At 37.3% G+C, this 21,665-nt stretch carries 21 protein-coding genes, 1 tRNA gene and 1 other RNA gene; 14 read left to right on the forward strand and 9 right to left on the reverse strand.

What is annotated here, in order from left to right; genetic code table 11:
* Positions 1–77: 77 nt before the first annotated feature.
* The 4 genes from N824_RS38360 to N824_RS12300 form a co-directional block, all read right to left on the reverse strand.
* Complete coding sequence (locus N824_RS38360; RefSeq protein ID WP_373419286.1) at positions 78–191, reverse strand: IS3 family transposase; 114 nt, start codon at positions 189–191, stop codon at positions 78–80.
* Positions 139–969, reverse strand: a complete 831-nt coding sequence (locus N824_RS12290) for an IS3 family transposase (RefSeq protein WP_235207123.1) — start codon at positions 967–969, stop codon at positions 139–141. Before N824_RS12290 ends, N824_RS38360 begins: the two co-directional genes overlap by 53 nt.
* Positions 891–1,412, reverse strand: coding sequence for a helix-turn-helix domain-containing protein (locus tag N824_RS12295; protein WP_048905459.1), 522 nt, complete (start codon positions 1,410–1,412; stop codon positions 891–893). The genes N824_RS12290 and N824_RS12295 overlap by 79 nt, the downstream gene beginning before the upstream one ends.
* Positions 1,413–1,493: 81 nt before the next feature.
* Positions 1,494–2,531: an aldose epimerase family protein gene (locus tag N824_RS12300; RefSeq protein WP_048905460.1), complete on the reverse strand. Its 1,038-nt coding sequence runs from the start codon at positions 2,529–2,531 to the stop codon at positions 1,494–1,496.
* Positions 2,532–2,685: 154 nt separating this feature from the next.
* Here N824_RS12300 and N824_RS12305 point away from each other — a divergent pair, with 154 nt between their 5' ends.
* Genes N824_RS12305 through N824_RS12325 form a run of 5 tightly spaced genes read left to right on the forward strand, consistent with a single transcriptional unit; the run spans position 2,686 to position 6,465 of the window.
* Entirely contained in the window at positions 2,686–3,837 is a 1,152-nt protein-coding gene (locus N824_RS12305) for a galactokinase (RefSeq protein WP_048905461.1), read from the forward strand.
* Positions 3,837–4,367, forward strand: a complete 531-nt coding sequence (locus tag N824_RS12310; RefSeq protein ID WP_048905462.1) for an RNA methyltransferase — start codon at positions 3,837–3,839, stop codon at positions 4,365–4,367. Before N824_RS12305 ends, N824_RS12310 begins: the two co-directional genes overlap by 1 nt.
* Positions 4,368–4,387: 20 nt before the next feature.
* The gene (locus tag N824_RS12315; RefSeq protein ID WP_048905463.1) at positions 4,388–5,044 is read left to right on the forward strand and encodes a YdeI family protein; all 657 of its coding nucleotides are present in this window, start codon (positions 4,388–4,390) and stop codon (positions 5,042–5,044) included.
* Positions 5,045–5,084: 40 nt separating this feature from the next.
* Complete coding sequence (locus tag N824_RS12320) at positions 5,085–5,879, forward strand: metallophosphoesterase (RefSeq protein WP_048905464.1); 795 nt, start codon at positions 5,085–5,087, stop codon at positions 5,877–5,879.
* Complete coding sequence (locus N824_RS12325; protein WP_235207102.1) at positions 5,860–6,465, forward strand: hypothetical protein; 606 nt, start codon at positions 5,860–5,862, stop codon at positions 6,463–6,465. The genes N824_RS12320 and N824_RS12325 overlap by 20 nt, the downstream gene beginning before the upstream one ends.
* 77 nt (positions 6,466–6,542) lie before the next feature.
* Here the strand turns inward: N824_RS12325 and N824_RS12330 are convergent, their stop codons facing one another.
* Positions 6,543–8,009 carry a glutamate synthase subunit beta gene (locus N824_RS12330; protein ID WP_048905465.1) on the reverse strand — a complete coding sequence of 489 codons (1,467 nt, stop codon included), beginning with the start codon at positions 8,007–8,009 and terminating at the stop codon, positions 6,543–6,545.
* 3 nt (positions 8,010–8,012) lie between these two features.
* Positions 8,013–12,524, reverse strand: a complete 4,512-nt coding sequence (gltB, locus tag N824_RS12335) for a glutamate synthase large subunit (protein ID WP_048905466.1) — start codon at positions 12,522–12,524, stop codon at positions 8,013–8,015.
* Between the two features lie 454 nt (positions 12,525–12,978).
* Between gltB and ffs the strand changes: the two genes are divergently transcribed.
* Positions 12,979–13,078, forward strand: an RNA gene (gene ffs / locus N824_RS29020) — signal recognition particle sRNA small type.
* A 138-nt stretch (positions 13,079–13,216) separates the two neighbouring features.
* On the forward strand, positions 13,217–13,879 hold the full coding sequence (gene fsa, locus N824_RS12340) for a fructose-6-phosphate aldolase (protein ID WP_048905467.1): 663 nt from the start codon (positions 13,217–13,219) through the stop codon (positions 13,877–13,879).
* Between the two features lie 86 nt (positions 13,880–13,965).
* On the opposite strand, the gene N824_RS12345 is transcribed toward fsa, so the two are convergent.
* Complete coding sequence (locus N824_RS12345; protein WP_048905468.1) at positions 13,966–14,508, reverse strand: HAD-IIIA family hydrolase; 543 nt, start codon at positions 14,506–14,508, stop codon at positions 13,966–13,968.
* 162 nt (positions 14,509–14,670) lie between these two features.
* Between N824_RS12345 and N824_RS12350 the strand changes: the two genes are divergently transcribed.
* From N824_RS12350 to N824_RS12370, 6 genes are all read left to right on the forward strand, one after another.
* Entirely contained in the window at positions 14,671–15,498 is an 828-nt protein-coding gene (locus N824_RS12350) for an alpha/beta fold hydrolase (RefSeq protein WP_048905469.1), read from the forward strand.
* A gap of 224 nt (positions 15,499–15,722) precedes the next feature.
* Positions 15,723–15,795 (forward strand) — tRNA-Lys (locus N824_RS12355).
* Between the two features lie 41 nt (positions 15,796–15,836).
* Complete coding sequence (locus N824_RS12360) at positions 15,837–16,910, forward strand: ketopantoate reductase family protein (protein WP_048905470.1); 1,074 nt, start codon at positions 15,837–15,839, stop codon at positions 16,908–16,910.
* 1,073 nt (positions 16,911–17,983) lie between these two features.
* The gene (locus tag N824_RS12365; RefSeq protein ID WP_048905471.1) at positions 17,984–18,634 is read left to right on the forward strand and encodes a dihydrofolate reductase family protein; all 651 of its coding nucleotides are present in this window, start codon (positions 17,984–17,986) and stop codon (positions 18,632–18,634) included.
* A 99-nt stretch (positions 18,635–18,733) separates the two neighbouring features.
* Positions 18,734–18,949 (forward strand): hypothetical protein, encoded by a 216-nt coding sequence (locus tag N824_RS38365; RefSeq protein WP_373419287.1) that lies wholly within the window; start codon positions 18,734–18,736, stop codon positions 18,947–18,949.
* A 349-nt stretch (positions 18,950–19,298) separates the two neighbouring features.
* A complete protein-coding gene (locus N824_RS12370) occupies positions 19,299–19,760 on the forward strand; it encodes a VOC family protein (protein ID WP_048905472.1) in 462 nt (153 codons plus the stop codon).
* A 22-nt stretch (positions 19,761–19,782) separates the two neighbouring features.
* Here N824_RS12370 and N824_RS12375 read toward each other — a convergent pair whose 3' ends face one another.
* Together N824_RS12375 and N824_RS12380 are read right to left on the reverse strand one after the other, a co-directional pair.
* A complete protein-coding gene (locus N824_RS12375) occupies positions 19,783–19,968 on the reverse strand; it encodes a hypothetical protein (protein ID WP_048905473.1) in 186 nt (61 codons plus the stop codon).
* Between the two features lie 5 nt (positions 19,969–19,973).
* Positions 19,974–20,693, reverse strand: a complete 720-nt coding sequence (locus tag N824_RS12380; RefSeq protein WP_235207103.1) for a DUF3667 domain-containing protein — start codon at positions 20,691–20,693, stop codon at positions 19,974–19,976.
* A 258-nt stretch (positions 20,694–20,951) separates the two neighbouring features.
* On the opposite strand from N824_RS12380, the gene N824_RS12385 reads away from it, so the two are divergent.
* Positions 20,952–21,626 carry a response regulator transcription factor gene (locus tag N824_RS12385; protein ID WP_235207104.1) on the forward strand — a complete coding sequence of 225 codons (675 nt, stop codon included), beginning with the start codon at positions 20,952–20,954 and terminating at the stop codon, positions 21,624–21,626.
* Positions 21,627–21,665: the final 39 nt, after the last annotated feature.

Below are 21,665 nucleotides of genomic sequence, written 5' to 3' on the forward strand. Positions count from 1 at the left end.
TTCCATCATGTCTATTWYACCCTCGGAAGAGCGTCGTGTAGGGAAAGCGTGTAGATCTCGGGGTTCGCCGATTAATTTTATTGTGCGAGAGCTCRGTATTCCACCGGGCTCTTTCCATTTAACCTGTTTTTTATTCTTTTATTGTTGTAGTAATAAATGTATTCTTTTAATGAAGCGATATTCTTCCGCAGTTTCAAAGCTCTGTCTGTACAGCAATTCTGTCTTCATGATGCCAAAAAAGCTTTCGGCCAAGGCATTATCTAAGCAGTTTCCTTTTCTGGACATGCTTTGAATAATTCCATTTTTTTCCAAAGCCTTTCTATATCCGTAATGTTGATATTGCCAGCCTTGGTCAGAATGAAAAATAAGTCCCTTTGTATCTTTCACTTTATCAAAAGCTTCATATAACATTTTCTCTATCATCTGCATATTTGGACTTTTTGAAATAGTATAAGAAATGACTTCCCCATTGAACAGGTCAATTATAGGAGACAAGTAAATCTTCTCCCCTTTAATGTTCATTTGGGTGACGTCCGTAGCCCATTTCTGATTAGGCAAACTTGCCTCAAAATCCCTTTCAAGTACGTTAGGTGCAATTTTTCCAACCTCGCCTTTGTATGAGCGATAACTTACTTTCCTGATATTGCATTTTAGGTCCAATGTTCCCATCAATTTTTGCACAGTCTTGTGATTTATGCTATAACCCCGGTTCTTCATTTCGGCGGTGACCCGCCGATAACCATATCTGCCTTTATGCAAGTGGTATATACTTGCGATCTCTTCTTTTTCATCCTTGTATTTATCATCATTTAGGCGCTTGCGATGATAATAAAATACTGAACGAGCCATCTGTTTGCAATCCAATAGAATTGAAACATCATGTTCGGGCCTTAGTTCTTCGATGGCTTTTGCCCACTCATGCGTTCGCGGGCTTCTCTTTCCTTGACTAAGGCCGTGACTTTTTTTAATAGTGCGTTCTCGGCTCGCAAACGGATATTTTCCGCCTGGAGCTTCTCTAATTCTGTTTCAGGTTCATGCTTCTTTGATCTTCCCATGCCTTTAGGTGGTCGTCCACGGTTCTTTTGTTGATATAATACAGCATATCCCTCAACTCGTACTGATCTTACCCAGCCCTCTAAGGCAGTCTTGCTTACTTTATATTCCAGAACAACCTGTGTTAAAGGTACTCCTTTTTCTATAACAAGCCTTACAACTTTTTCTTTGAAATCAGCCGTGGGTCGGACATTAGGTTGCTTGTGCAGCCCACTTTCACCATAAAGATCATATTTCCGAACCCATGCCAATATCATGTGTTCGCGGATATGGCGTTCGCGGGATATGCGCAGAATCGGCTTTCCCTTTCTTACTTGAGAAACTATAGCTAGTTTCTCCTCAAATGTGTGTTTTGTCATAAATAGTGAACCCCAAAAGTTAGACAAAAACTTTTGGGGTTCACTTCATTTCAATACCCTTTTATTTTTCTTATGCAATCCTTAGCTATGCTCTACCTTATAAATGGTAGTTTGTGCATACGTTTCACCTGGTCTTAGTACCGTACCTGGAAATTCAGGAATGTTAATTGCATTTGGATGATGCTGGGTCTCTACGCAAAATCCTCCAAAAGGTTCATAATTTCTTCCTTCTTTGCCGTGCTTTACATTAAGGTATTTAGCTGTATATAAATGGGCAATTGGTTCAGTTGTATAAACAGATAACTTTAACCCTCCGGTTTGTTCAGTTGTTTCAGAAGCTAATGTGAGCTCGCCATATTCTTTATCAAGCACATAGGTTTGATCGTATCCTTCTGCAGGATCCCAGTCAGCGTCAAATTCCTTACCACCCAGAAAATCATGATGAGTACCTTCTACGGGAATAAGTTTTCCGGTTACTACGTAGTTGTCATCTTGTTCTAGATAGTTGCTTGCAGGCATTCTGTGATGATGTTTAGCTACTGAACCACCTGCTGGGGCAAGATTAAAATAACCATGATGCGTTAAGTTAATAGCTGTTGCTTTATCTGTTGTGGCTTTAAAATCAAGAATCAGTTCGTCCTCATCAGTTAATTTAAAAGTTAACTGGATGGTAAGATTTCCAGGAAAATTCTCTTCACCGTCCGGACTTATATATTGAAGCGTTACGCTTGGATCAATGGTAGACAAGACGTCCCATACCCTCTTGTCATAGCCCGTGTCGCCTCCATGGAGGCAGTCCCCTCCTTTTGCTTGCGACAGCTGATGAACCTCACCATCAATAGTAAATCTGCCATTTTTAATTCGATTGGCATACCTGCCAATAACAGCTCCTAAATAAGGATAATTTGCCAGATACTCTTCGCTTACGTATTGATCAAAATCATCAAATCCCAATACGATATCCTGCTTTTCTCCATTTTTATTGGTTACTATAAATTTACTTATTATAGCACCATAATTGTATATTTTGACATATGTTCCCTTAGTATTTGTTAATTCTACACCAAGTACTTCTTTGCCATCTATAATTTTACCAGTCTTAATTAGTTTAGTCTTCATTTATATATAATATAATGCATTTTATGTTGAATTGAACTTACTCGATTCGGTTCATAGTTGTATATTTAGGGCCAGGTATTTTTAGAACCACTCGTTTGTCAAACAATACTATAAATACTTTATTAAAACTAAAACATTAATTTAAAATATTACAATGAAAGCGGAATTAACCAATAAATTCTTTGAAAAGTATGAACAACAACCAACAGCACATTATTTTACTCCAGGTCGCGTAAACTTAATTGGCGAGCATATAGATTACAACGGAGGTTTGGTAATGCCTTGTGCAGTTACGTTAGGAACCTGGTTAATTATTGCCCCAAATAACGACAACGTAATCAGATTTAAAAGTTTAAATTTTGACGAAACTGCAGAAATTGAATTGCAACCATCTTACACTAAAACCGGTTCTGAGTGGTTCAATTATCCTCTGGGCGTTTTTAATGAAATTTCAAAGAAACATAAAATTCCGACAGGCTTAGATCTTTTGTTTTTTGGTAATATCCCAATTGGGTCAGGTCTATCTTCTTCTGCTTCCATTGAAGTAGTAATGACTTATGCTTTAAATGATTATTTTAAGTTAGGTTATGAAAAAATTGAGTTACCATTGTTAGCTCAGAAAGTTGAGAATGAATTTATAGGTGTGAATTGTGGCATTATGGACCAGTTTGCTGTTGCCTTTGGTGAAACCGATAAAGCGATAGTATTAAACTGTGATACCCTAAAATATAAGATAGTAGATTGTAATCTTGGAGATTATTCACTTGCTATCATCAATACAAACAAACCTCGTAAACTGGCTGAATCTAAATATAACGAAAGAGTATCCGAATGCCAGACAGCCTTAGCTCAATTAAATCAAGAAATTAAGCTTAACAATTTATGTGAGCTGACAGCAGAAAAATTCGCCTTACATAGTCATCTGATTACCGATGAAACTGTTTTGAAGAGAGCGACCCATGTTATTAAAGAAAATGACAGGGTTAATTTGGCAGCTAAAGCATTGAACGAGGGTAGCTTAGTGGAGTTTGGACGTTTAATGTATGCTTCTCATCAATCATTAAAAGATCTATATGAAGTAACTGGAGTAGAACTTGATACAGTAGTGGACTTCTGCTCTGATTATGAGCATGTTATTGGTGCTCGTATGACAGGTGCAGGTTTTGGAGGATGTGCTATTGCTTTACTTAAAAAAGGACAGGAAGAAGATTTTGCTAAACAGCTTACAGACTACTATGTAACGCGTGTAGGCTATCCTGCTGCAATTTATATTAGTGAAATTGGTAACGGTGCATCTGCTATTTAATGAAAAAGCTAAAATTAGATGAGCTAAACCGCGTTGGAGTTGATGAGTTTAAAGAACAGGAAAAGCTGCCTGTAATTGTAGTACTTGATAATGTGCGAAGCATGCACAATATTGGCTCTGTTTTTAGAACTGCCGATGGTTTTGCTATCGAAAAATTATATCTGTGCGGAATTACGGCTCAGCCTCCGCACAGAGAAATTGAAAAAACAGCTCTTGGTGCAACACAATCTGTAGAATGGGTTCATTTTGAAACAACCCTTGATGCTGTTGCCTCATTAAGAGCAGACGGTTATCGGATTATTGGAATTGAGCAAGCTGCGGGGAGTATTATGCTAAATACATATAAACCGGGTTCTTCAGAAAAATATGCTTTGATTTTTGGTAACGAAGTTAATGGTGTTAGTGATGAAGTAATGGCTCAGATTGATGAATGTATCGAAATTCCGCAGTTTGGCACAAAGCATTCTTTTAATATCGTAATATCTGCCGGCATTGTCCTTTGGGATTTCTTTGCTAAATTAAGGCTGTAAAATATTTCTACTTCTATATTATGGAGAACAGGTTATTAAAGAAAATGTATTTCAAACCTGGTTTTAAGGTTTTACTGGCAAATGCTCCAGAAAATGTTAAAGCTATTTTAGGTGACGTTAGTAGTATAGCATTAGTTAGCAATTCTGCTGACGATTTTAATGGCTTGCTGCTTTTTGTAAAAGATAGCTTTGAGTTAAACAGGGAACTAAAAATCTGGGCACCAAAAATAGATGACAAAAAAACGGTTTGGATTGCTTATCCAAAAAAGACCTCCGGAATAGTTACCGATCTGAAGATGGAGAAGTGGAACGAGCTGGAGCTGTATAAACTTACACCCTGTGCTTCAGCAGCAATTGACGATACTTGGACAGGTATTAGAATTAAACCAATCGATCAGGTAAAGGCATCTGGCGTTGGAAATAATGAAATTAAAAAGAATGAATTTTCTGAGTTTATAGATGTTGAAAATAAAAAAGTAACCGTGCCGCCAGATCTGGCAAAATTATTTTTACAACATCCGCACGCACAGTCTTTTTTCGATACCCTCGCCTATTCCCATAAGAAGGAATATGTATTATGGATACTCACCGCTAAGCAAGAGCAAACAAGAATAAGCAGATTGCAAAAAACTGTTGAAATGTTACTTGTTGGTAAAAAGAATCCAACTATGAAATAGTCCTGACATTCAATATTTGCATATCCCTTTAATTTGTGGTATGCGAATATTTTTACTATTTCTAATTTGTGCTGCATTAGCAAGCTGTAACCATTTCGAGTTTAGTCCAAACCAAACTTTCGATAGACTTTCTTTAAAAGATGTAAATGCAACCAATCTAAAAAGGTTAGGTAATGGTGCCAACGATGATACCGTAACTTTTGTTTTAACTGGCGATAGTCAGAAATCCCGCGACGAAACTGTACAGTTTTGTAAGGCTGTAAATGCCATTAAAGGTATTGATTTTGTGGTTCTGGACGGCGATATTACAGAATTTGGAGTTTTAAAAGAAATGCTTTGGATCTCTAGAACCCTTGAAGATCTGAATCCTCCATATGTTGCAGTTATTGGAAATCATGATGAAACAGCCAGAGGTAAAGAGACATTTAAGCATATGTTTGGCGAACTTGATTATTCCTTTGTATATGGAGGGATAAAATTCGTTTGTCACGATAGCAATAGCAGGGAATATAATTTTAACGGTCAGGTACCCAATATCCCCTGGTTAAAAAATGAATTGAAACCATCTCCTGATATTAAAGGTTTTGTAGCTATCTCTCATGTTCCGGTTAACTCCGAAGATTTTGACCCCCTTTTAATAAAGGATTATACAACCACATTTGCCGAAACTCCAGGTTTCCTGGCATCACTTAACGCACATGCTCATAATTATAGTCTCTATTATCCCGATGATTCGGGTATACCCTACGTGATCACAAGCGCAGTAGCAAATAAAGAGTTTTTAGTTGTACAGATTGTAAATAATAAGATAAGTTTTGAGAGAGTATATTTTTAAGTTCCGTTTCGTTTTTTTTCTGTTGGTTGCCACTAGTACTAAAGTATCAGCGCAAAATTTTAAGTTCTTAATTCCTGATGAGGCAATTGTACAGTATGCAGGCAGTATAGGTTATTTTAGTGGAGGTGTAGGTTATGAACTGTTTGACAATAAAAAGGGTAATTTAGATTTGCTTTATGGATTTGTGCCAGGTAATAAGGGAGGGGTTTTACATATAGCCACTGCCAAATTTGGCTATAAACCATGGACTATTAAATTGAAAGATTGGGGAAGGATTTATCCTTTTAATCCCGCAATATTTGCCACATATACTTTTCATAAAGATCTTTCTTTCAAATTTCCAAGCGGACAATATGCCCATGACTATTATTATTGGTCTGAAGCTTTACGTCCACATCTTGCTTTCAGTAGTGAAATTGAGTTAGACGCAAAAAAGCTTTTAAAAAACTCAGGAATCAGAGCCATTGGTCTTTATATAGAAGCAAATACTAACGATTTTTATCTGATCAATTACCTTCAAAATATGTCTGCATTAACCGTGACGGATATTTTTCAGTTGGGAATAGGAATGCGGGTTAAGTTCTAAAATTGGAATGTAGCAACAAACAAAAGGCTCCGGTAAATATACCGGAGCCTTTTGTTTGTTATAATATATATACCTATTTAAGCGTATGGAATACCATCTTTAGAAGGTAAGCTACTGTGTCCCATTAAGTATTGATCTACTTTTCTGGCCGCTTCTCTTCCTTCAGATATTGCCCAAACTACTAATGATTGTCCACGGCGCATATCACCTGCAGCAAAGATCTTAGCAATATTGGTTTGGTATTTACCTTCTTCAGCCTTTACGTTTCCTCTGTTGTCAAGCTCAACGCCAAGATTTTCAATCAAACCTTCTTTTTGCGGATGTAAAAAACCCATGGCCAAAAGAACAAGTTGACAAGGAAGATCACGTTCTGTTCCAGCTTTTTCTTTGAAATTTACCGGGCGACCATTAGCGTCAATTTCCCATTCTACATCAACAACTTTTACAGCTTTCAGATTCCCGTTTTCATCTTTGATGAATTCTTTGGTATTTACTCCCCATCCTCTTTCGCATCCCTCTTCATGAGAAGAAGTTACTTTTAAAAGCATTGGGTAAGTTGGCCAAGGCATGTTATTTGTACGTTGCTGTGAAGGCATTGGCATAATTTCGAACTGAGTTACCGATTTTGCACCCTGACGGTTAGAAGTACCAATACAATCAGATCCTGTATCACCACCGCCAATTACAATAACATCTTTACCAGTTGCTAATATAGCTTCACCATCAACAGCAAAGTTTTTAACGCGTTTGTTTTGTTGCTTTAAGAAATCCATCGCAAAGTGAACACCTTTGGCCTCTCTCCCTTTTGCAGGAAGATCTCTTGGAATGGTTGACCCACCAGCAAGAATGATTGATTGGAAATCTCTAAGTAAAGTATTCAATTCAACATTTACACCTACGTTTGAGTTACATTTAAATACGATGCCTTCTTTTTCCATTAAAGCGATGCGTCTTGTTACAACATCCTTTTGTAATTTAAAATCAGGAATACCGTAGTTAAGCAAACCACCTGGTGTATCGTCACGTTCGTAAACAACTACCTCATGTCCGGCTTTGTTCAATTGAGCAGCAGCTGCTAAACCTGCAGGCCCTGAGCCAATAACAGCTACTTTTTTACCAGTGCGGATTAGTGGTTGCTCAGCTTTAATATAACCTTTATCAAAGGCAATTTCAATGATGTGTTTCTCTATTTCCTCAATTGATACAGGTGATTTGTTGATTCCAAGTACACATGCTGATTCGCATGGTGCCGGGCAAATTCTTCCTGTAAATTCTGGGAAGTTATTTGTGCTCAATAAGATAGTGCTGGCCAAATGCCAGTCGCCTTTATAAACAGCTTCATTGAATTCAGGAATCACGTTGCCTAAAGGACAACCCGACTGGCAGAAAGGAACGCCGCAGTCCATACATCTGGCTGCTTCTTTATTAACTTCCTCCAGTTCAAAATTCTTTACGAATTCATTATAATGTTTTAAACGCTCTTTTGCATCTTCTTTTAAAGGAGCAGTTCTTTCGTATTCTAAAAATCCAGTTACTTTTCCCATTATTTAAGATATTTTCAGTTTGTTACTTTTGTTCATTAATACCGCTTTGTATTCTTTAGGAAATACTTTGATGAAATGTGCAGATTGTGTTGCCCAGTCGTCTAGCAAGAATTTAGCTACACTACTTTCTGTAAGCTGAAGATGTTTCTTTAGTAAATGAGTGATACGTAATTCATCCTGCTCATCAAGAGGATCCAGATCTACCATCTCTTTATTGCATTTGCTTGCAAAATCACCTTTAACATTATAGATCCATGCAATACCACCGCTCATACCAGCAGCAAAGTTGCTACCTGTATCGCCAATAACGAGCACTTCACCCCCTGTCATGTATTCACAACCATGATCTCCAAGGCCTTCTACAACAGCAGTTGCGCCAGAGTTACGTACCGCGAATCTTTCGCCAGCCTGCCCTCTTACAAATAGCTCTCCCGAAGTTGCACCGTAAAGTGCTACGTTACCAATAATGATGTTTTGTTCAGGTACATATTTAGTAGTGCTGAAAGGGAAAATTGATAATCTTGCTCCCGAAAGTCCTTTACCGACATAGTCATTAGCCTCACCTTCAAGGTGTAATGAAATACCTTTTGTTGCAAACGCTCCGAAACTCTGACCAGCAGAACCCTTGAATTTGAAATTAATAGTATCAGCAGGTAAGCCTTGCGATTTGTATATTTTCGAAACCTCGTTCGAAAGCATAGTGCCAATTGCACGATTGGTATTTTTAACTTCGAACTCTTTATATATGGGCTCTTTGTTAAATAGTGCCGGTTGTGCAGCTTTAATTAATTCGTGATCCAAAATTTCTGATAACCCGTGATCCTGATCCTCTGTTTTAAATAAGCTTAATCCATTATCTGGTGCTTTATATAAAATTGCAGAAAGGTCAAGGTCTTTTTGTTTCCAGTCTTCCTGAGCTATAGCACGTACTTTTAACGCGTCAGATTGACCAACCATTTCTTCAACGCTTCTGAAACCAAGTTCAGCCATTGTCTCTCTTAACTCCTGAGCCAAGAAATAGAATAGGTTAACTACGTGATCAGCCTCACCTGTAAATAGTTTTCTTAGGTTAGGATCTTGAGTAGCAACACCAACAGGGCAAGTATTTAAATGACATTTACGCATCATAATACATCCTGCGGTTACAAGCGCTGCCGTTGCAACACCCCATTCTTCGGCTCCAAGTAAAGTTGCAATGGCAATATCTCTTCCTGTTTTTAGCTGTCCGTCTGTTTGTAACACAACCCTGCTACGCAAGCGGTTTTTAACAAGAGTTTGGTGCGCTTCTGCTAATCCAAGTTCCCAAGGTAAACCAGCATGTTGTATAGAGGTTAGTGGAGATGCGCCAGTACCACCATCAAACCCTGAAACCAGAATTACATCAGCATGTGCTTTAGCTACTCCGGCAGCAATGGTACCCACACCAGCTTTAGAAACTAGTTTTACGTTGATTCTAGCTTCTCTGTTAGCATTCTTTAAATCGAATATTAACTGTGCCAAATCCTCAATAGAATAAATATCGTGGTGTGGCGGAGGCGAGATCAATCCTACCCCTGGAGTAGCGTGACGAACTTTTGCAATCCAATCATCTACTTTGTGTCCAGGTAACTGACCACCTTCACCAGGTTTTGCACCTTGTGCCATTTTAATTTGCAACTCATCTGCATTGGTAAGGTAGTAACTAGTTACACCAAAACGTGCAGAAGCGATTTGCTTAATTGCAGAGCGCATTGAATCGCCATTTTCAAGTACTTCATATCTCAATTCATCCTCACCACCCTCTCCGGTATTGCTTTTTCCACCAATGCGGTTCATTGCAATAGCTAATGTAGAGTGTGCTTCGTGAGAGATGGAACCGAATGACATTGCTCCGGTAGCAAATCTTTTAAAGATATTTTCAACTGGTTCCACCTCTTCTAAAGAAATAGCCGGGCGATTGTAATTGAATTCAAATAAACCTCTTATTGTATAAGCCTGATTTGTTTGCTCGTTAACCAGTTTAGAGTATTGCTTATAAGTGCCGTAATCATTTTTCCTTGTAGCGTTTTGCAACAAGTGGATGGTTTGAGGGTTGAACAAATGCTGTTCACCTTTACGTTTCCATTTGTAGTTACCACCAGTAGGTAATATCGCATCCGGACGGTTAGCTAGTTTAAAGATCCTGTTGTGTTTAATCAGCGTTTCTTTGGCTATTTCGTCTAATCCCAACCCACCGATTCTTGAAACAGCTCCGGTAAAGTAGTTATCCACTACACTTTTATGTAATCCAAGAATTTCGAATATCTGAGCACCATGATATGATTGTAATGTTGATATACCCATTTTTGAGAATATCTTTAACAAACCATTGTTAACCGCGTAGATATAATTTTGGAATAGTTTTTCTTTTTTCTCTTGAAGTTCAGCTTCAAAACCGGCAATAGTTTCTAAAGCCAGGTAAGGATTTACTGCAGTTGCACCAAAACCAATTAAGGTTGCAAAATGATGAACTTCCCAAACATCACCGGCTTCAACCACAATACCCACAGCACCTCTGTATCCTTTACGGATTAAGTGATGGTGAACGGCTGAAACAGCTAATAACGAAGGAATGGCAGCATGCTCAGAATCAAGAGCCCTGTCAGAAAGAATAATTACCTGGAAACCATCTTCAACAGCATCAACAGCATAGCGGCAAAGTCTTTCGATACCTTTAGCTAATGCACCTGGGTTGCCATCTGCTCTGAAATAAGTTTGTAGAGTTTTGGATTGGAATACTCCGGTATCTATACTTCTTAATTTCTCAAGTTCAAGGTTGGTTAATATAGGATGTTTAATGCCTACACAATGACATTGCATTGCATTTTCTTCCAATATATTACCGTTATTACCCATAAAACCAGCTAAACTCATGACCACTTTTTCCCTGATCGGGTCAATTGGTGGGTTAGTAACCTGGGCAAATAACTGCTTAAAGTATGAAGCTAAGTGTTGTGGTTTTTGAGAAAGGATAGCCAAAGGAATATCAGTACCCATAGAACCAATTGGTTCTTTGCCGTCCTGAGCCATTGGTTTCAAGATTAGATCGATATCTTCTCTGCTATAACCAAAAACTTGTTGGTATCTAAAAATAGACTCCTGAGACAGGTTGCTAAATACCAATCTTGGATCAGGAAGTTCTTCAAGTCTGATTTGGTATTTATTGATCCAGTCACCATAAGGCTTGCTACCACATACCTGTTGTTTAATTTCAGCATCACTAATGATTCTGCCCTGCTCCATATCTACCACAAACATTTTTCCAGGAGTTAATCTTCCTTTTTCAATGATTTTGCTTTGATCAAGAGCTAGTGCGCCAGCTTCAGACGCCATAATTACACGGTCATCCTCTGTGATGGCATATCTTTGTGGACGAAGTCCGTTTCTGTCTAATGTAGCACCTATAAGGTTTCCGTCAGTAAATGAAACTGCTGCCGGTCCATCCCAAGGCTCCATTAAAGTAGCGTGGAATTTATAGAAAGCTTGTTTCAGTTCATCCATATCGTCGTTACCATCCCACGCTTCAGGAATTAACATCATAAGAACGTGTGGTAAAGAACGACCAGAGTGAAGTAGTAATTCTACTATATTATCTAAACATCCCGAATCTGAGTTAGACTCATCAATTACAGGAAGTAAAATATTTAATTCTTCAGGAGTAAAGTAAGAAGAAGCAAAAGATTTAACACTTGCTCTGAACCAATTAAGGTTACCTTGCAAAGTATTGATCTCTCCATTGTGAGCTATATATCTAAAAGGTTGTGCCAGCTTCCATGAAGGGAAAGTGTTTGTTGCAAAACGCGAGTGAACTAAACCAAAAGCAGAAACCACACGTTTGTCGCTAAGCTCAGTAAAATAGCTTCTAACTTGCAATGAAGTTAGCTGACCTTTATATACAATTGTTCTTGATGAAAAAGAAGCAATGTAAAAGTCGCCATTAATACCTTTTACAGTATTATTAATTGTTTTAGACAGGTAGTTTTTAAATACGTACAGTTTACGTTCAAAATCTGCACCTGCTGCAATTGCATAAGGACGGGCAATAAATACCTGTTCCATTTCCGGTTCTACTGATAAGGCCATATCGCCAATACCCTCTGTATTGGTTATTACCTTTCTAAAGCCCAGAACTTCCAGGTTTAGTTTTTCGGCAGCGCGGTAAATAATTTCCCTACATTCTTCTCTTGCCTTCACATCTTTGGGTAGGAATAGCATTCCGACGCCGTAATCTCCAGATTCATTTAAACTGAATCCGATTTTGAGACACTCGTCATACAGGAATTCATGGGGTATTTGTATCATAATACCAGCCCCGTCACCCGTATTGATTTCAGCACCGACAGCCCCGCGGTGATCAAGATTTTCAAGAATGGTTATAGCGTCAGAAATAATTTGCTGTGATTTCCTGCCTTTTATATGGGCAACAAATCCGATACCGCAGGCATCGTGCTCAAAACGCTGGTCATATAACCCTTGGTTATCTTGTTTTGGTTCCATAAGTCTCGTTTAAATATTAGTTTTGGTATAGTGTATTTAGGACACTAAGATACGAATAAAATTCAAGGAATTATAATATTCACATATTTTTTAGAAAAAAAGCAGTACTTGGCAACGAAGTCAACACTTAATTATCATATTGGTAAATTACATCGTTTTAATTTACGATGTTGGTAATGGTGTTATTTAGAATTATTTTGCATAACAAAATAATTACAATTGGCTTTATACGCTTTAAACGCAATTTTTCCCGTTTTTTACTTCTCTTTCTCTGATTGTATTTTATTCAATTTAGCTCTTTCTCTCGTTAGGTTATTTAAATATAACGCAAATATTAAATTATTTACAAACTCAATCTCTTTAACGTCAATTGATTATCTTTATTTCTTTTGAAAAGTTGAAATATTTAGTGATTTTCCTTTTGTAGATTCAGGTCTTTTGCTACTTTTGTGGCGGGCAAGTCTTTTACGATCAGCTCCTTTTGAACTCCCCCAGGTCGGGAACGAAGCAAGGGTAGAAAGTTGTAGCGATGCGATAAGAGGTGCTTGCCCTTTTTTTACTTTCAATGTAAAAAAAGGCTCTCCTCTCCTATTTATTCCATCTTTTCTTACAAGACTTCAATGTAAATACCTAATTTAGGCGTTTATTAATTGACAACTTATAACATTAACCAATTTGCTAAATTAAATAACATGAAATTTTTTATTGACACAGCTAATCTTGATCAAATAAAAGAAGCACAAGATCTTGGTGTTTTAGATGGTGTAACCACTAACCCTAGTCTTATGGCTAAAGAAGGTATTACGGGCGATGCTAATGTAATCGCGCATTACAAAGCTATCTGCGCTATTGTAGATGATAATGTAAGTGCAGAAGTAATATCCACCACCTATGATGAAATCATTAAAGAAGGTGAAGCTTTAGCTAAATTAGATCCAAAGATTGTTGTTAAAGTACCTATGATTAAAGATGGCGTTAAAGCAATTAAATATCTTTCATCTAAAGGCATCAGAACAAACTGTACTTTGATTTTTTCTGCCGGACAGGCATTATTAGCCGCTAAAGCTGGTGCAACATACGTATCTCCATTTTTAGGTCGTTTAGACGACATCTCTACTGATGGTTTACAGTTAATTGAAGATATCAGATTAATATTTGATAACTACGGTTACCCAACACAAATTTTAGCTGCTTCTATCCGCGGTCCACTGCATATTGTAAACTGTGCTAAATTAGGTGCAGATGTAATTACAGGTCCTTTATCTGCAATTACTGCTTTGTTAAAGCACCCATTAACTGATAGCGGTTTAGCTCAGTTTCTTGCAGATCACAAAAAAGCTTCAGAGGCAAAATAATATTTCCTTAATGCATAAAAAAGGCTGGATCATTATTATGATGCCAGCTTTTTTTATGCGATTTATTGGCAATGACAGCTAACTACTTATCCATTAGCCCTATCTAATATTCCAGCGCTGAGTGTTTGAAATTCATTCCCTGCAAGTGCTTTCTTGACAAGATTATAATCTATCTGCTCATCAGGCAATATCTCTATCCCCTTTACCCCCGCTCCGTTGGCAGCTTCAACATCCCTTGGTTTGTCGCCAATCATTACAGAAAGTGCCGGATCAATATTGTATTTGGCAATGGCTTCTAAAAGCATTCCCGATTTAGGTTTTCTGCATTCACAATCGCCAGAAACGGTTGGATGATGAGGACAATAGTATGCATGTGTTATCAAGGCGCCTTGGTCTTTAAATTTTTGGGCAAGCGCTTTATGCATTTCGGCCAATGTTTCTTCGGTATAGCGCTTTTGAGCAATTCCCCCTTGATTTGTAATTACAATAAGTAAGTAACCTTCGTCAAATAGTTTTTTTAATGGAGGAATCTGATATTCCAATACTTCAAAATCTTCTAGTTTGGTAATGTAGTCGTGGATTTCGTGATTAAGAACGCCATCGCGATCCAAAAAAATAGCTTTATTCATTATTTATAGTTATTCCTCTTGGTATTTTTATACCTTATGGGTTAGTTTAATACCTCAAATATGAGAATATAAAGTTTATTATGGCCAGATATTGTTTGTTTTTATTAAACAAATGACCTTTGACTATGTTATTAAAAGAGTTAACATTAAATAGAAACTATTATGCCATACGTTAAAAAGAATGCTGAGAACAGTTCATCTGTTAATATATTTTTTGAAGATTTAGGGACGGGTAAGCCTGTGGTTTTAATCCACGGATGGCCGGTATCACATGAGATGTGGGAGTATCAGGTTAATGCACTGGTAAATGCAGGATATAGATGTATAGCATACGATAGACGTGGTTTTGGTCAATCAGACAGACCATGGCATAGTTATGATTATGATACACTCGCGGCCGATTTACATGAAGTAATTACAGCGCTAAACCTAAACGATGTAACCCTTGTAGGGTTTTCGATGGGTGGTGGCGAAGTGGTGAGGTACTTAGGTAAATATGGATCGTCTAGAGTTACTAAGGCTGTGTTGATCAGTTCTGTAGTTCCCCTGCTTTTAAAAACAGAAGATCATGAAGATGGTGTTCCCCGTGAAGTATTCGATGGTATGATTGCTGGCCTTCAAAATGACAGACCTGCTTTTTTAGCAGAATTTGGACGACAATTTTTTAGCGCAGATGAACAGAACACGCCAGTTAGTCAGGAGATTCAAAACTGGATGCATCAACTTGCAATTGTTGCCAGTCCGAGAGCTACCACTGAGTGTGTTCGTTCCTTCTCTGAAACTAATTTTAGAACAGACTTAAGCGTAATTACCATTCCTGTATTGATAATTCATGGCAATGATGATAAAATTGTACCTATTAATATTACGAGTGACGTAACATCTTCATTGTTGCCCAACTCAGAGTATCATGTTATAGAAGGTGCATCACATGGCGTGTTCCTTACGCATAAAGATGAGATTAATAAATTGCTGCTTAATTTTCTGTAAAAATAATTTGCCCTCTACCCTATTGTTTAATCGCAATTTGTCTTTATTACGGAGATAGCAATATGAATTGAAGGTGAAGAAAAGATTAAATGTAAATAATGGGGCTAGGAATCAGCTTAGTATGTGATTTCTCGATATATTATTTGCAGAATATATATCGTAATCCTATATTTGCACCACTTTAAAGGGAAACGCTTTAGAGGAAAGTTCCAAATAAGAACTTTGATTCCGTAGCTCAGCTGGTAGAGCATTACACTTTTAATGTAGTGGTCCTGGGTTCGAATCCCAGCGGGATCACAGAGAATAGTATCAAAACTACGTAAAAGCTTGCAAATCAAATGATTGCAAGCTTTTTTGTTTTAGTGGAAAAACTAAAATACTCACCGATTCTGGATCAATCCCAAAACTTGTGGAGCAAGAATGATTTTTCGGTTGCTAAGCATATAGTTGAGTTAGTAATGGCTATATTGGAAGAAAAAATGAAAATTCTAGTTTATGGAGCTGGCGTTATCGGTAGCGTTTACGCCGCGAAGCTACAAAAAACGACTGGTGAGGTAACGCTGTTGGCACGTGGTAGCAGATTAGTGCATTTAAAAAAGGAAGGTGTAATATTAAAAAACGGCTTGACTAATGAATTAATTAAGATTCGAATTCCATTAACGCAAGAGTTATTGCCCGAAGATATGTACGACCTGATTATTGTCACAGTTCGTTCAGAACAAATTGGCTCGGTTATACCCATATTAAAAAACAACCGCGGGTCATCTTTGATTCTTTTTATGTTCAATGATCCAGGGAACCTACCGAAATTGATTGATGAATTGCAGCCCAAAAAGGTGTTAATAGGATTTCCAGGGATTGGGGGAACAATTCAAAATAATTGTGTTGATTTTATCCTGATAGACCAGCAAAAAACGACTATTGGCGAAGTTAACGGGAAATCAAGGATTGAAATAAAAAATCTTAAATCGCTTTTTATATCCGCAGGATTTCCTGCGGATATAAATGATAATATGTCAGCCTGGTTGAAAACGCATGCAGTTTTTGTTTGCTGCGTAGCTGCGGCCATTGGAAAGGAAAATGGGGATATCTGCCGTTTGGGAAATAGTTGGGAGAGTGTCAAAACTATGGTTAAAAGTATCCGGGAGGGATTCAGGGCTTGCAGTGTTTTAAATATTCCTGTCACTCCATTTAACTTAAAGGTCATTTTTATGTTTACGCCCGAGTGGCTCTGTATTTTATATTGGCAGCGGGCTTTGAAAGGTAAATTAGGAACCTTAGGAATGGCGCCACACGCAAATGCAGCAAAAGCCGAAATGAAACTTTTGGCTAAGAACGTCATCTCAATGGTGCGTTCCTCTGATCAGGTTACGCCAACCCTGGATAGATTACTTTCGTATTATAACCAGTAGTTTCAATTGGAGCAGACCATCAGTGAGTTCGATGGAAGTTCCGGGGGCATTGACCATCTGGTTCCGAAAATGCAGGGTAAACAATTCTGTTACACTTTGATCATGTTAAACGACTGAACGTAAAGATGTCTTTTTATCTCCAATTTACACAAATTACTGCTCCGAATGGTCCGGAATCGCCTGATCAAGGCCTTCGGAACATCCAATCAATCAACTCAACGACTAATTAAACGTCCTAAAAGCTGAATATCCTCCCAAAAATAATTGGATAGTTGTAACACTTGGAGCACGGGAAAGACGTAACGAAGCACGTTCTTTTCCGTTTTTACTTCCTCATAACTTATTGTTAATGTGATAAATAAAATGAGTCGCTTCATTCAATCTAGGGGTTCATTATTCATTTCCATCAAATCTCAATTTTTTACGATATATCGAACTAATACTGAAGGATTTCTCGCTTAAAACCCTCCATTACCTGTTCCTAGTACAAATGGCTCATCGGTTTGTTAATTATGACTAACCCTTGTTACCATCTTCTTTATTTTTTGGATGAAGCCTACCTAAAGCCGCCATACGCTTCAATTCAGGTAGAAAAGTGTTCGTTATTTCAACCATCAAGCTCACTTAGCAGAGATAAAAAGCGCATATTGGTGCGCTTTTTTCGTTTAAACTGCTTTTTACACTGCATTTTTACAAAAAAGCATTTCAAAGTATTTCAATTAAAATGGTGGCCCCTTCCGGTGATATGCACAGTCCATGAGGATTACGAAGCAAAATGTACTCATGCGTACGTTTTGCTTTTTAGGTCAGCCCAAAATAGAAATACATAAAATCTCTCAAACATAGGTATCCTTCACAGTTCCTTGCTCCGGATGATACCAGTTTTGAACTGGAAGTGTTGTTACGAAGTGATGGCAGCTCAACTGCATTTTAATATAAATTGGGTCAAAGCAATCTTGAGTAATATTATTCCGCAGGCCTCTTGTCGCATTTCACCCTCTAAATTGTCTTATTGCCACCTATTAATTAGGGCTTATCCGTGTAGCTTTGTTGAAATGATAAATCATAAGATAATGAGAAAACTAATTCTTAAAATGTCTGTCTCCTTTGACGGATTTGTTGGCGGGCCAAACGGGGAGATCGATTGGTTAATAAAAAGCATGGATGAGACAACCGAATCATGGATATTGAATACATTATGGCAAGCAGGTGTACATATCATGGGCCACCGTACATATGAAGACATGATGGCCTACTGGCCATATTCTGATGAACGATTAGCAGCACCTATGAACGAAATCCCGAAGATTGTTTTTTCCAAAGGTGGAATTACCACTCCATTTAACATCACCAAAACAACTCAAGCCTTAAAAGATTCAACACGGCTACAGGCAAAAGATTCGTTTAGAAGTAATTCTACTATGCCATACCATATGGATAGCTGGGAGAATGCCACCGTGGCTATTGGTGATTTGACAAAAGAGATCAACCTCCTGAAACAACAAAACGGTAAACCAATTTTGGCACATGGAGGAGCAAGCTTTGTGCGTAATCTTATTGCAACCGGCCTAATTGACGAATACCACCTAATTACACACCCTGTGGTTTTGGGTAAGGGCTTATCTATATTTTCAGATTTGTCAAGGCCATTAAATTTGACATTGATTAGTACAACTGTACTGAATTCGGGTTGTATTGCGACTGTTTACAGGCACATTCCATGAGAATTAAAATAGTAATTGGAAAGCGAGAAACTATTTTTTAAATTTTTTCTATTGTATTTTGCGTGAGATAAAATGTACATAACTAAGTAGATATGGTTTATAAGACATGGAGAGAACAAATCTAATGCAGGATATGCCACACATAACACTGCGTCAGTCACACTAACAGTGCTAGATCATAAGCAAGTTCAAAAATTAATGTATGATATTGAAGGGCAGCCTGATCTATTTATAATGCCCCCTTATCTTAGAACGCAAAAAACGGCTAAGCGAATTCTTGAAAAGTTCCCCAATGTTCCCTGCACATTTTTATGATGTTCTGACTTTTATGTGCGCAAGTGCGTACCTAAAACTGCGGAATCCTTGTAGAAAGTGCAGCGTACATCTTGCCTAATCGTTATGCTGCTAAAACATCCATTACTAATCTCAAATCATTTGTTAAATAGTTCTCCGATAGAGTCACATTAAAGAGACGATCAATTTTGATCGTTTTAATCAACTCTTGTTTGTTAATCGTTTAGCTACAAGATATGTAGCAATTAGTGTTCCTACACTAGAGGTCTGTTCAAGACAGAAGCAAAATATTTATCAGATGCGCTTTTCGTATCTTTCCAAGATATACGTAACTTTAGTAAAAGTGCTACCTAGAATAAACAATAGAACTATGGCAACGAATAAATTACTGCGAATGGACAATATTGGGATCGTTGTAGAATCCCTTGATGAAGCCATCTCTTTTTTCACAGAGATAGGTCTGAAGCTTGAAGGGCGGGCCAGGATCGAAGGAGAATGGGCAGGTCGTGTTACCGGACTGGGTACTCAGAATGTAGAGATTGCAATGATGGTCACACCTGATGGCTACAGCCGACTAGAGCTTTCACGATTTCTCGCCCCTCCTACTATCGAAGATCATAGGGGTGCTCCTGTGAATGCGCTCGGTTATTTACGCGCTATGTTCACCGTTCAAGATATTGATGAGTTGGTATCCCGGCTTATTAAGCATGGCGCTCAGCTCGTTGGCGAAGTGGTTCAGTACGAGAACTCGTATCGACTCTGCTATATTCGTGCAAAGGACGGCCTCTTAATCGGTTTGGCCGAACAACTCAATGCCAGTAGCTCCACATAAAAAAGGAATATAGAGTCGGCTGCTATTCCTCTTTTTTAACGTTTTTAACGAGAAAATAAACAGACATTATAAAGGTTATTAAATATACAACAGCTAATGCTGGTTTTTCGAATTTTAAGTTTTTAAAATCGAATTGTTTAAAAATGGTCCATCCTAAAATAATTGCTATAATTAAGAATAGAAATGATATTCCTTTTTTATTGCTCATAAGTTTTAATGTTTAATTACTATATCTACTATTAAGCCAATTATTATTGCTGTCAAAGAAAAAGTGATCATACCTAAAATGTAGGCAAAAAACGCTTTAACATAGTTGATAGCTTTTCCCTTTTCATAAAATTGTCCAATTGCCCAAGTCGTATAAACAAATCCAACAACGCCTGCAATTTGCATTACTCTAAAATGTGTTAAACCTTGAATAATTGCAAAAACGGAATAAATCAACATTCCCATTCCAATCACAAAACAGAGAAGTATTAGAATTTCAAAGATGTTTAATTTATATTTTCTGAAAAATAGCTTTGTCCATAATGCAATAAAAATACCCATGATTATATTCGCATAACCATAATGTCCCTGTATCCATTCAAAAATTACACTCGTTGTAGATTTATTGCTCCCAAAATACTTTATATAACCATCTTCAAGATGAAAAAAGTTACTGCATGTCGAATAAACAAGAGAAGTAACAATAATGAAGATTATTGGTTTAACAAGTCGACTTCTGTTTTCTGAAAGATAATTTCTTACGTTTTGTCCTGGATTTGCTATAAGTTCTCTTATAGTGTATAAAATCCCACGTTCAAAATGCAAAACATGTTCAATCTCATGAATGATGTAATGTCCATCAATTCTTTTAAGCTGGCTGGATTGTCCACAGTTAGGGCAAAATTTTGAAGTTAATTCGACGTTGCAAGTTTTACAATTCATCATCTGTTTTTCTGTCTGTATTTTGATTGTTAGTATGGTTCGGTATAATAGCAGCCAACATACCTGAGTAAGCTTCTCTTAGCCATACAAAAATTGTTTCTTGTAAAAATGGACACAAAAAAATTTTCAAAAACTACACTTTAGTGTAGATTTGTTATCAAGCCCTAGCTACTAATGAAAAATAACATTAATTCAAGCCTGCTTACCAAGAATAGGGTTGGGAAAATATCAGAAGAGGACCATCTTCAACAGCAACATTATTTGGAAGTTGTAAAATCTTTTGCAAGGTTAACATATGAAAGTATATATGTTATTGATTATGAAAAGATGGCGTTTGAATACGTTTCAGAAAATCCATTGTTTTTATGCGGATATTCTTCTGAGGAGGTGTTGAATATGGGCTATGATTTCTATTTTAAAAATGTTCCTGAAGATGATTTGAAGCTGTTAAATCTAATTAACGATGCAGGATTTGATTTCTATAAAAAATTGCCCGGCAATGCGAAAAAATTGTATAGCATAACTTACGATTTCCATTTGGTTAATAAGGATGGTAAGCATGTCCTCATCAATCATAAGCTTACTCCGTTATTTTTGACAAGCGATGATCAGTTATGGAAAGCGATGTGTATAGTTTCTATTTCACATCATAAAAATGCAGGGAATGTTTGTATTCATAAACAAGGCACTGACGAAACCTGGGAACTAAATTTAGAAAATAATGTTTGGCATAAATCAGAGAAACCTAAACTCACAAAAAGAGAGATAGAAATATTGCGGTTGCATGCTCAAGGGTTAACAATTAGCCAAATTGCAGAAAAAATATTTGTTTCTTCTGATACCGTGAAGTACTACAGAAGGCGAATTTTTGAGCGTTTAGGTGTGAATAATATCGTAGAAGCCCTTTCTTACACTGTTAACAACAAGATTATTTAACTTTACCCTTGTAATAAGACATACTATACTTTTATAAAT

It is taken from the genome of Pedobacter sp. V48 (genome assembly GCF_000523515.1).
Lineage (GTDB): Bacteria > Bacteroidota > Bacteroidia > Sphingobacteriales > Sphingobacteriaceae > Pedobacter.